Source organism: Pseudomonas putida, assembly GCF_022627325.1.
Classification (GTDB): Bacteria; Pseudomonadota; Gammaproteobacteria; order Pseudomonadales; family Pseudomonadaceae; genus Aquipseudomonas; species Aquipseudomonas putida_X.
On sequence record NZ_JAETZZ010000024.1, the window covers coordinates 18,718 to 28,957 of the forward strand.

11 protein-coding genes are annotated in these 10,240 nt (G+C 55.7%); 6 read left to right on the forward strand and 5 right to left on the reverse strand.

Translation table 11 applies throughout. The features are described from left to right. Positions 1-233: 233 nt before the first annotated feature. Positions 234-1,640 (reverse strand): heavy metal sensor histidine kinase, encoded by a 1,407-nt coding sequence (locus JNA92_RS25130; protein ID WP_011953087.1) that lies wholly within the window; start codon positions 1,638-1,640, stop codon positions 234-236. Further along, positions 1,640-2,317, reverse strand: coding sequence for a heavy metal response regulator transcription factor (locus tag JNA92_RS25135; RefSeq protein ID WP_011953086.1), 678 nt, complete (start codon positions 2,315-2,317; stop codon positions 1,640-1,642). Before JNA92_RS25135 ends, JNA92_RS25130 begins: the two co-directional genes overlap by 1 nt. A gap of 166 nt (positions 2,318-2,483) precedes the next feature. Between JNA92_RS25135 and JNA92_RS25140 the strand changes: the two genes are divergently transcribed. The 6 genes from JNA92_RS25140 (at position 2,484) to JNA92_RS25165 (ending at position 7,508) form a co-directional block, all read left to right on the forward strand. Then, positions 2,484-2,690, forward strand: coding sequence for a co-regulatory protein PtrA N-terminal domain-containing protein (locus tag JNA92_RS25140; RefSeq protein WP_011953085.1), 207 nt, complete (start codon positions 2,484-2,486; stop codon positions 2,688-2,690). A gap of 182 nt (positions 2,691-2,872) precedes the next feature. After that, entirely contained in the window at positions 2,873-4,831 is a 1,959-nt protein-coding gene (locus JNA92_RS25145) for a copper resistance system multicopper oxidase (RefSeq protein ID WP_012269846.1), read from the forward strand. A gap of 14 nt (positions 4,832-4,845) precedes the next feature. After that, positions 4,846-5,169 carry a hypothetical protein gene (locus JNA92_RS25150; protein ID WP_012269845.1) on the forward strand — a complete coding sequence of 108 codons (324 nt, stop codon included), beginning with the start codon at positions 4,846-4,848 and terminating at the stop codon, positions 5,167-5,169. Further along, positions 5,159-6,274, forward strand: coding sequence for a copper resistance protein B (locus tag JNA92_RS25155; protein WP_011953082.1), 1,116 nt, complete (start codon positions 5,159-5,161; stop codon positions 6,272-6,274). The genes JNA92_RS25150 and JNA92_RS25155 overlap by 11 nt, the downstream gene beginning before the upstream one ends. 9 nt (positions 6,275-6,283) lie before the next feature. Beyond that, positions 6,284-7,063 (forward strand): c-type cytochrome, encoded by a 780-nt coding sequence (locus tag JNA92_RS25160; RefSeq protein ID WP_011953081.1) that lies wholly within the window; start codon positions 6,284-6,286, stop codon positions 7,061-7,063. Beyond that, positions 7,053-7,508: a DUF411 domain-containing protein gene (locus JNA92_RS25165; protein ID WP_011953080.1), complete on the forward strand. Its 456-nt coding sequence runs from the start codon at positions 7,053-7,055 to the stop codon at positions 7,506-7,508. Before JNA92_RS25160 ends, JNA92_RS25165 begins: the two co-directional genes overlap by 11 nt. 97 nt (positions 7,509-7,605) lie before the next feature. Here JNA92_RS25165 and JNA92_RS25170 read toward each other — a convergent pair whose 3' ends face one another. The 3 genes from JNA92_RS25170 to JNA92_RS25180 all read right to left on the reverse strand — a co-directional run bounded on the left by JNA92_RS25170 (position 7,606) and on the right by JNA92_RS25180 (position 10,144). Continuing rightward, positions 7,606-7,938 carry a DUF2790 domain-containing protein gene (locus tag JNA92_RS25170; protein ID WP_011953079.1) on the reverse strand — a complete coding sequence of 111 codons (333 nt, stop codon included), beginning with the start codon at positions 7,936-7,938 and terminating at the stop codon, positions 7,606-7,608. Positions 7,939-8,309: 371 nt separating this feature from the next. Beyond that, positions 8,310-8,669 (reverse strand): histone-like nucleoid-structuring protein, MvaT/MvaU family, encoded by a 360-nt coding sequence (locus tag JNA92_RS25175; RefSeq protein WP_010951431.1) that lies wholly within the window; start codon positions 8,667-8,669, stop codon positions 8,310-8,312. Positions 8,670-8,725: 56 nt separating this feature from the next. Continuing rightward, complete coding sequence (locus tag JNA92_RS25180; RefSeq protein WP_241807180.1) at positions 8,726-10,144, reverse strand: hypothetical protein; 1,419 nt, start codon at positions 10,142-10,144, stop codon at positions 8,726-8,728. Positions 10,145-10,240 lie beyond the last annotated feature (96 nt).

Sequence of the window (10,240 nt, forward strand, 5' to 3'; positions counted from 1 at the left end):
TTGCAGGCTTTGGAGTGGTCGGCAGCTGATCCTGGATCAGTATCCTGGCAACAATCGTGATCCATCCCCGCCATCATCTCCATCCCCATGGTTTGCATGGGGCATGGTTCAATGGCTGAGTCGACTCCCGCCATGCCGTTGAGAGGAAGCGATGCGATTAGAAGCAGGATGGTGAACAGTCGTAGGAGCCGGTTCATGATGGCCGAGTATAGGTTACACGCATGAAATGAGCATTAAGCCGTTTGAGGCTTGGAAGTGGATTGTTTGGCGTGCGGCAGAGCGATGTGAAAACTCGTCACGCCGTCAGCGGAGGTACACCAAATTCGCCCACCATGAGCCTCGATGATCGAACGCGTTATGGCCAGACCCAAGCCGGCGTTGCTTGGGCTTCCTTCCCGCCTTGCAGGGTCAGCGCGATAGAACCGGTCGAAGATTTTGTTGATATGTTCCGGATCAATCGTGGCCCCATTGTTCTGGACGGACAGGTTCACTTGATCAGCCGCCTCGACAATCCGGACGGCGATATCGTGGCCTTCGGGGGTATAGCGCAAAGCGTTGGATAGAATGTTGGAAACCGCCCGGTCAATCATTAGCCGGTCACCACGGATCGTACCTTCGCCTTGAAGGGCAAGCCGAATGCTTCGGTCTTCGGCTGCAAGCTGGTAGTACTCAATCAGTCTGGACACTAGCCCGACCAGATCGATATCAACCTGCTCGGGGATGATCAAGCCGTTATCAGCTTTTGCCAGGAACAGCATGTCATCGATCATGCGCGACATGCGCTTGAGGTCTTCAAGATTGGAGTAGAGGTTGTCTTCGTAGGCATCGAGGTCGCGTTTTTTGGTCAGAACGACTTCGGTATGCGTCAGAAGATTACTTACCGGAGTCCGCAGCTCATGTGCGATGTCGGCTGAGAAGTTTGATAGCCGGACGAACGCGTCTTCCAGGCGTGCAAGCATTCCGTTGAAGGAGAGGATCAGCTCCTGCAATTCAAGCGGCACGGGCTCCAATGGAATTCGCTCGCGAAGGGACCGGGCAGACATGGATGTCGCCACCTTGGTGATCTGCCCAACCGGCCGAAGACCGCTCTTGGCCACGATCCACCCCAATCCTGCACTAACCAGAGCGCTGATGACCAAGCCAATGCCGAACCACCATTGCAGCGTCTTGAAAAAGTGGGCATGGCTGGTGACATCCAGCATCAACATGACTGTTACCGGCGCCTGCGCCTGCGCTATAGCCAGTTGAGAGGTAATCCCCCGGAAGTTCCGCGAGTCGATTTGCCAGTCCCAAACGGCGCCAGAAGAGGCCTGCTTAAAGCGCTCAGGGATGCGGGATGCCTTGGAGTCCGAGAACAGGACAGTACCGTCAGCATCAAGAATCTCCGCAGAAAGGTCCTGATGAGCCCCCAACAAAGCACGCAGTTGAGGCTCCTGATCCTCAAGTTCATCACGTGCTGCTGAAAGTGAAAGGATGTGCCGGGTGGATTCGAGTTTCTCGGCCAGGGCTTGCTCATCCAGCATCTGGAAATGGTGCTGACTGAGCATGTAGAAGCTCACGCCGGCAACGACCAATACGGCGATGACCGCGAACATGAACATGAGGGTAAGGCGTTTAACGAGCGACGATTGGGCGCGCATTACTCGGGAACATCCATCAGATAGCCCATGCCACGAACTGTATGTATGAGCTTGGGGGCGAAATCGTCATCAATCTTGGCCCGCAACCTACGAACAGCAACCTCGATCACGTTAGTGTCGCTGTCGAAGTTCATATCCCACACCTGCGATGCGATCAGGGACTTCGGCAGTACCTCGCCGCGTCGGCGCATGAGTAGTTCCAGTAAGGAGAACTCCTTGGCTGTGAGGTCGATCCGCTTGCCATTTCGGGTGGCCCGGCGCTTAAGCAGGTCTACCTCCAGGTCAGCCATCTTCATAGTGGTCTGAGCATAGCCACTGCTGCCTCTTCGCAGCAAAGTGCGCACACGCGCTAGCAGTTCCGAGAATGCAAAGGGTTTGACCAGGTAATCGTCAGCCCCGAGTTCTAACCCTTTCACGCGATCGTCCACGCCATCACGGGCCGTCAAAAACAAGACTGGGACCTCTTTCCCTGCCGCACGTACCATCCGCAGCACCTCCCAGCCGTCTAGCCCCGGCATCATTACATCAAGAATCAGCAGGTCATACGCCTCGCTCAAAGCGTATTGCAGCGCGTCGGTCCCTGTGACCACACGATCGACGGTAAAGCCTGCCTCCGTCAGCCCTTGCTGCAGGTAGGCCCCGATTTTTGGCTCATCTTCGGCTACGAGTAATTTCATCTGCTGCGCCCCCTTGGATGCCCTTCAGTGTGCAGCAAAAAAGGCACCCAACCAGAAGCTGACGGAAAAGTAATGTCGGGCTCAGCTTGCTGACAGTGCCGGGTAGCTAGCTTGAGCACTGTGAACGGCGCCAATCAGGCGAAACTGACCCTTAGAGGAAACGCAAATGAACATGATCAAAGCGATTGTGATGGTAGTCACCTTCGGCATGGCGAGCCTCGCCCTGGCTGAAGGCGGCGCGGATCGCACCTTCGCCAGGATGGAAGCTGCACGTGCATCTTCCATGCAGGCTTACCAGGTTGCTCAGGAGAAAAAAGCAGAGGCTCCTGTTACCGCCCAAAGCCAAAAGCACCCCGGCCACGAGAGCTGCTGAGCTTAGCTTACAGAAATGTAATCACCCCGGAATCTGAACTATGTCAGCTTTCGGGGTATTGCCTCCCGCAATCCTTGTGCTTTGGCGAAAGTCTACGAGGCTTGGGGGAGCTCAATTGAAACCAGATGGCTGCGGATCCCGCAGTCTGGATATCAGCGATCTACCTGATTGGACGCAACGGCATGCAAAGCAAAACCACGAGACGTTCATTCGTCAAAGGCCTGGCTGCTACCGGACTACTGGGTGGGCTGGGCATGTGGCGCGCGCCGGTCTGGGCCGTAACCAGCCCTGGCCAGCCTAACGTACTGACCGGCACCGATTTTGACCTGTACATCGGGGAGCTCCCGGTGAACATTACCGGGGCAGCTCGAACGGCGATGGCCATCAACGGTTCGCTGCCAGGACCAATACTCCGTTGGCGCGAAGGCGACACGGTCACGCTACGGGTTCGCAACCGCTTGAAGCAGGACACGTCCATCCACTGGCACGGCATCATCCTGCCGGCGAATATGGACGGCGTGCCGGGTCTAAGCTTCCATGGCATCGCTCCCGACGGCATGTACGAGTACAAGTTCAAGGTCCACCAGAACGGCACCTACTGGTACCACAGCCATTCGGGCTTCCAGGAGCAGGTCGGTGTTTACGGTGCGCTGGTGATTGATGCCAAGGATCCAGAGCCTTTCACCTACGATCGTGACTATGTCGTCATGCTGAGTGATTGGACCGACGAAGACCCGGCGCGGGTTATGTCCAAGCTCAAAAAACAGTCGGACTATTACAACTTCCACAAGCGCACCGTTGGCGACTTCGTCGACGACGTGAGCGAGAAAGGTTGGTCTGCTGCTGTGGCCGATCGAAAGATGTGGGCCGAGATGAAGATGAGCCCAACCGATCTCGCTGACGTGAGCGGGCACACCTACACCTACCTCATGAACGGCCAGGCGCCAAATGGGAACTGGACGGGAATCTTCAAGCCAGGGGAGAAAATCCGGCTTCGCTTTATCAATGGCTCGGCGATGACCTATTTCGACGTGCGGATCCCCGGCTTGAAAATGACGGTTGTCGCAGCCGACGGTCAGTACGTTAAGCCAGTGTCGATCGATGAATTCCGGATTGCCGTTGCTGAAACCTACGATGTCATTGTCGAGCCTGAAAACGAGCAGGCTTACACCATCTTTGCTCAATCCATGGATCGCACCGGCTATTCAAGGGGTACCTTGGCTGTCCGTGAGGGCCTGCAGGCACCGGTGCCGGCTGTAGATCCAAGGCCTCTCATCTCCATGAGTGATATGGGGATGGACCACGGCAGCATGGGTGGCATGGATCACGGCAGCATGGCCGGTATGGACCACAGCAAGATGGCTGGCATGGACCACGGCAGCATGGCCGGTATGGACCATAGCAAGATGGCTGGCATGGACCACGGCAGCATGGCCGGTATGGACCATAGCAAGATGGCTGGCATGGACCACGGCAGCATGGCCGGTATGGACCATAGCAAGATGGCTGGCATGGACCACGGCAGCATGGCCGGTATGGACCATAGCAAGATGGCTGGCATGGACCACGGCAACATGACCGGTATGGACCAAAGCAATATGGCCGCCAGCGGTGCCATGCAGAACCATCCCGCCTCCGAAACAAACAACCCTCTGGTCGATATGCAGACCATGACCCCTACGCCAAAGCTGAGCGATCCGGGGATCGGGCTTCGCGATAACGGGCGTCGGGTTCTCACGTATTCGGATTTGCGTAGCACCTTCATCGACCCTGACGGCCGGGAACCTGGCCGGACAATCGAACTGCACCTTACCGGGCATATGGAAAAGTTCGCTTGGTCCTTCGATGGGATCAAGTTTTCTGACGCAGAGCCGCTGCGGCTCAAGTACGGCGAGCGCCTGCGTATTACCTTGGTCAACGACACCATGATGACTCACCCCATCCATCTGCACGGCATGTGGAGTGACCTGGAGGATGAGGACGGCAATTTCATGGTGCGAAAACACACGATCGATATGCCGCCTGGCTCGAAACGAAGCTATCGCGTAACCGCAGATGCACTCGGGCGCTGGGCCTATCACTGTCACCTCATGTACCACATGGAGATGGGCATGTTCCGAGAAGTCCGCGTGGACGAATGAACTGGAGATACGAGATGAGCAAACCAATGAAACGAAGCGCCTTTTTCCTCTCTGCCGCGATGGTTGGCCTGCTCGCGGTGTACGCCCCGTCTTCCTGGTCCAGTGACAACCATGATCAGCACTCTCAAAAGTCGTCCAACGCGGCGCAATCGAACGGCTCGAAGAGCAAGCAAGCCCAGGGCATGAACCATGAAGGCATGGATCACGGCTCCATGAAAGGCATGGATCATGGCTCTATGGAGGGCATGGATCATGGTTCCATGGAAGGAATGGATCACAGCAAAATGATGGAATCGCATGGCAGCGACAAAGCTAAGGCAGGGAAAAATGGCCAATAGCGTTGCACGACCATCGCTGCTGGCATTCGCCGTTTCTTTAGGTGTGCTGGGCGTTTCGCCCAGCTTCGCCGCTGAAATGGATCATTCCGGAATGGACCACTCGGCAATGGGCCACGGTGCCATGCAGATGGACCACGCCTCATCACAGGCTGCGATGCCGGGCATGGACCACAGCCAGATGGGCGCGAGCAAGCAACCCACGCAACCTGCACCCGTTGATCACAGCAAAATGGGCCATGGCCAGCCCAAAGCGAAACCCGCCTCGATGGACCACAGCAAGATGGACCATGGAAGCATGAAAGGCATGGATCACGGGTCCATGGAAGGCATGGATCATGGCGCGATGGGTCATTCCACGATGGGAAACGGGAACGCTGATTCGCCGACCCCGACCAGCCGTACGCCAATCCCGGTGCTGACTGATGCCGACCGGCAGGCTGCCTTCCCCCCGCTTGACGGGCACAAAATGGATGACAGCGGGTTCAACAGCTTTTTCTTGCTAGACCAACTGGAATACCAAGATGCCGATGAAGGTAGCACGCTTGCTTGGGATGCATCCGGCTGGGTGGGCGGCGATATCAATAGGCTCTGGATTCGCTCGGAAGGTGAACGAACCAATGGTGTGACTGAAGATGCTGAGCTGCAGCTCCTCTATGGCCGCTCGGTAAGCCCGTGGTGGGATGTTGTCGCCGGCGTCCGGCAGGATTTCAAACCGGAGGATCCGCAGACCTGGGCTGCGTTCGGTATTCAGGGCCTGGCCCTGTATGACTTCGAAGCTGAAGCCACCGCCTTTATCGGCGAGAACGGTCAAACCGCTGCCCGTCTGGAGGGCGAGTACGACATCTTGCTAACCAATCGTTTAATTCTTCAGCCAACCGCTGAGGCCAACTTTTATGGCAAGAACGACCCGGAACGCGGCGTCGGCTCTGGCCTGGCAAACACCGAAGTCGGGCTGCGGTTACGGTACGAGATTGTTCGCCAGTTCGCGCCATACATAGGTGTCACCTGGAGCCGTTCCTACGGCAAAACCGCCGATTTCATTCGGGATGAAGGCGGGGACGTGGACGAAGCTCGTTTTGTGGCCGGTATTCGGATGTGGTTTTGAGAACTCAACATGAAAAAAACAATTACAACGCTGGTGGCGGCAGGTGCTGTTACTAGCGCAGCAGTGCTAGGTGCTGCTTACTTCGGTCTCGTGAACGTTGGTGCGGACGACCCACACTTCCCCGCTGTGCATGCGTTTTTGGCCATGGCGCGGGATCGCTCGATTGAAGTCCGAGCAAGCGACATTGAGGTGCCAAACCTTAAAGATCCTGCTCTCATCCAAGCAGGGGCAGGCAACTACAACGCCATGTGTATCGGTTGCCACCTCGCGCCAGGGGTGGAGAAAACTGAACTCAGCCAAGCCCTATACCCATCCCCACCAAACCTCACCGAGATAGGTGTAAGCGGTGACCCTGCTGCTGCGTTTTGGACCATCAAGCACGGTATCAAAGCGACAGGCATGCCAGCCTGGGGTAAGAGCATGGACGACCAGTACATCTGGGGAATCGTCGCGTTCCTGGACCAGCTACCGCAACTCAATGCTGAGCAGTACCAGATGATGGTCGCTTCCAGTGGTGGTCACCAACATGGCGGTGGCGAAAGCGATATGCATAACCATGAAGGCCAACACGGTGGTGCGAAATCAGGTCATGGAAATCATGATGATTCCGCAGCAAACGGCGTGGCTGAGGAAAGTCATGATCATGGCAGTTCGCATTCGGAGTCTTCATCAGTAGCGGAGCACCACGGTGAACACGAGTCCGGCGAGGCGCACTCGGACCACCACACAGGTTCTACTCCCAAAACCCATGTGCACAAAGACGGGAAGGAGCACACTCATGACAAGTAAGCGCCGCTTCCTCGGTTTAAGTACCGCAGCGTCACTTCTAATCGCCTCAGCCGCCTTTGCTGCGGAGCCCCTGACTATCGATGTGCACCGGGACGCTAATTGCGGTTGCTGTAAGAAATGGATAGCGCACTTGGAGGCAAACGGCTTCAAGGTCGTCGACCACGTTGAAACGGACATGAGGGCGGTGAAGCAAGAGCTAGGAGTAGCTCCGAGGCTGGCTTCGTGTCACACCGCGGTTATCGATGGCAAGTTTGTGGAAGGTCACGTCCCCGCAGCCCAGGTGCAGGAGCTCATAAAGCGCAACGACCTGGCAGGCGTCGCGGTACCTGGCATGCCCGCTGGCTCACCAGGTATGGAGGTTGATGGCATGAAACACGCCTATCAAGTCATCGGCCTCACCAAGAGTGGGGACGATCAAGTAGTTGCCAGTTATCCTGACACGTAATGCAAGATGCCCCGGGGGAAGGGCTTCTGCCGGCCAGCCGACCAGCTGCAGCGCTGGTCGTGGTCAGCTTACTCCAAGACTTACCCTGTCCCTTCGGTCAGTTTTGACCTCTACAGTTAATTCCAGCAGAGCGATATTCGAGGATTTTCAACTCACCTGTTGAGTCCTCGTAATTCATCTGTGTCGGCATCACGTCGCAGCTACCTTTGAGCGAAGTCATACTGATAACTCTCGCCACATCCAGTTTCATTCCGTAGCGATAATGGATCACTTCAGGTGGTTTTTTTCCATTGGCAGCGGCGTAGGCACGCATTGCTTGCTCATTTGCCTGAATCATCTTTCCGTGTAAGCGATCAGATCCTCCTTCAGCTAAAGCGGATGAGGAGGCGATTACGAGCATGAGGGCGGCAATGCTTTTAGCGGTGTTCATTTCTGTTACTCCATGAAGACATGAGTGAAGCTTACCGACTGGGAGCTGTCATCCACGTGATCCAGGAATTACATGTTTGTAAGCAGGCTATCGATAATGATGGCTCTGAATACACGTGAAAGCCGCGTCGTTTCAGGCTGCGACAGTTTTAATTCTCTAGCGAATCAGTCTGAACCGGCGTTTTGGGTGATTGCGACAGTTTTGCGTTTCCTCTCCAAATGGCTGCAGGCCGCGAAAGACGGGACCCTCTAGCGACAGTTTTAATTCTCTAAATCCACCACCCGCAGAAAATTTCGTCACGCCCCAGAATGGGAATTTGCATTCGGGGCGCACCACGATTCATCTCGTGCCAGAAGCCGCCTGCAGTGCAATCAATTGGCGAGCCAAGACTCGACTACCTCAGCGCCATACTCGTTTTTCCAGGCCTTAAGCGTACGCTGATTACCACCCTTGGTCTCAACAACCTCTCCGCTGTGTGGATTCTTGTAGACCTTCACTTCGCGTGGTTTCCGAGAGGTTTTTGGGGCCATATCAGTGGAAGCCACCGCTTGCGGATCGAGGATCAGCACCACTTGGCGCAGGCCGTAGCCATACTCGTTGAGCAAACTGCGCAGCTTCGTTTCAAATTCCATTTCCTGCTTCAGGGCAGAGTCATTTTTCAGCGCTTCCAGCTCCGCCAGTTGGGCTGCGAGCTGTTGTTCGAGCAGGCGGAATTCAGCGAGACGGGACATAAGATTCTCCAAAATGGGTTCGATGATTTTAGCAATCAAGAAAGAAAGCGTGCTAACTATCTTGATCCCACATGCCTGAATCGGCAATCACGAGGCTGAGCGATCGGTGTGGATAAAAACGTGATGGCTTCAGGATCGTCGATCTGGGCGGCTTCACTTGCGAGGTAATCGATCAGCTTTTTGCTTCTTACCCAAACGTACTGCCGGCAAGCCGCGTTTGGAATGGATGGCCCCGCAACGGGGCGAAACCTGGCCTCCCAAAGGTGCTTGAACGCCTCCCTGGTCGACTTCCCCAAATACACCGCAATCTCCGGTCCCAAGATATAGCCACGCCTGAATCTGTCGATGGCTTGAGGCTTAACCATCAATTGCGTACGCCGGCCTCGTTCGACAGCAGTGCTCCATAGCAGACCCAGTCGAACGAACGCGTATGCGCATTGTTCTTTGACGCCTAACAGCGCAGCAGCCTTGACTACCGACAGGCCGGGAAAGACCGGACTCTTGTTCTCAGCTCGGGCTTGTTGCCACGCTGCAAAATCTTGCGGCTTGAGTAACCACGCCCCTACCGCAACCGAGCCATTCTCAGCTGGGCCGTAAGCGCGAAGTTCACCTGCACGTATTGCCTGAACCAACTCGACCAACCCACCCCCCTTGGGCAGAGAATGCTTGGCCAAGTAGTTGATCGACACCAGGCTCTGGTCAGAGCTGGTAGGCAGCTTCTCATCAATCAATTCGTTGATCGAGCGGCAGTCAATCAGCCACCTTTCGCCTGGGCGCGGTTCTCCACCAAAGAACTGGAGGGTACCACCAGCTAGCAGCTGCCTAACCCGATTGCGACAGAGGCTTAGCAAAGTCGAGGTTTCTTTCATATCAGCCACGCCCTGGAGATGCTGCGAGATTGCCTTCAAATGATCCAGGTCCACGACCGTAAAGACTCGATCTTCATGGACCTTCTCCCGATAGGCGATTTGTCCCTCCTGATGAAGGCGTTTTATGACTGATACCCCGAGACCACAAGCTTCAGCAGCAGAATCGAACGACACCCAACGATGTCTCTCAATCGTCTCCTCACTCAAATTGCGATTTCGCTTCGCTAACGGTGCTTCCCACGCATGCTGCAGAAATGATTCGAACTCTCGACGAAGAAAGTCAAAACAAGAGTCATCCAGATCACGGTGGATGTCGTGGTATATCGGGCCGAACGATCTGCTGAGCGTCCAATGTTCGTTATCGGAATGGACTGCCTTGAGGCCACTCAGCAGTTCTCTGAATGCGAGAGGCCAGTTCATGAGAACCACGCCCGCCGCGTTTGCCATAAGCCGCGATATCTCTAGCGAACCCGAATCAGCAACCTTCAGCGGCTGGGTTCTTTCCGTAGGCAAACTTCTGACAGCGAGACGCGATGACAACTCGTGAAACTGTTCGTAGGTGAGGGCCGCCAATCCGATCGTGTCCCGGGAAGTGGTGTAACTCATCATGGTTCTGGCCGCTGAGTTCGCCGTTTAGTTGATCACGGCCGACAGCTTGGCCTGTGGATTATCGCTGACTGCCTCAAAGGCCTCCAACTGCAT

Bases quoted from the DNA above. Each gene is read 5' to 3' on its own strand.
- JNA92_RS25180 (WP_241807180.1), bottom strand. From the start codon at position 10,144: ATGAGTTACACCACTTCCCGGGACACGATCGGATTGGCGGCCCTCACC.
- JNA92_RS25145 (WP_012269846.1), top strand. From the start codon at position 2,873: ATGCAAAGCAAAACCACGAGACGTTCATTCGTCAAAGGCCTGGCTGCT.
- JNA92_RS25160 (WP_011953081.1), top strand. From the start codon at position 6,284: ATGAAAAAAACAATTACAACGCTGGTGGCGGCAGGTGCTGTTACTAGC.
- JNA92_RS25175 (WP_010951431.1), bottom strand. From the start codon at position 8,669: ATGTCCCGTCTCGCTGAATTCCGCCTGCTCGAACAACAGCTCGCAGCC.
- JNA92_RS25140 (WP_011953085.1), top strand. From the start codon at position 2,484: ATGAACATGATCAAAGCGATTGTGATGGTAGTCACCTTCGGCATGGCG.
- JNA92_RS25170 (WP_011953079.1), bottom strand. From the start codon at position 7,938: ATGAACACCGCTAAAAGCATTGCCGCCCTCATGCTCGTAATCGCCTCC.
- JNA92_RS25150 (WP_012269845.1), top strand. From the start codon at position 4,846: ATGAGCAAACCAATGAAACGAAGCGCCTTTTTCCTCTCTGCCGCGATG.
- JNA92_RS25135 (WP_011953086.1), bottom strand. From the start codon at position 2,317: ATGAAATTACTCGTAGCCGAAGATGAGCCAAAAATCGGGGCCTACCTG.
- JNA92_RS25165 (WP_011953080.1), top strand. From the start codon at position 7,053: ATGACAAGTAAGCGCCGCTTCCTCGGTTTAAGTACCGCAGCGTCACTT.
- JNA92_RS25155 (WP_011953082.1), top strand. From the start codon at position 5,159: ATGGCCAATAGCGTTGCACGACCATCGCTGCTGGCATTCGCCGTTTCT.
- JNA92_RS25130 (WP_011953087.1), bottom strand. From the start codon at position 1,640: ATGCGCGCCCAATCGTCGCTCGTTAAACGCCTTACCCTCATGTTCATG.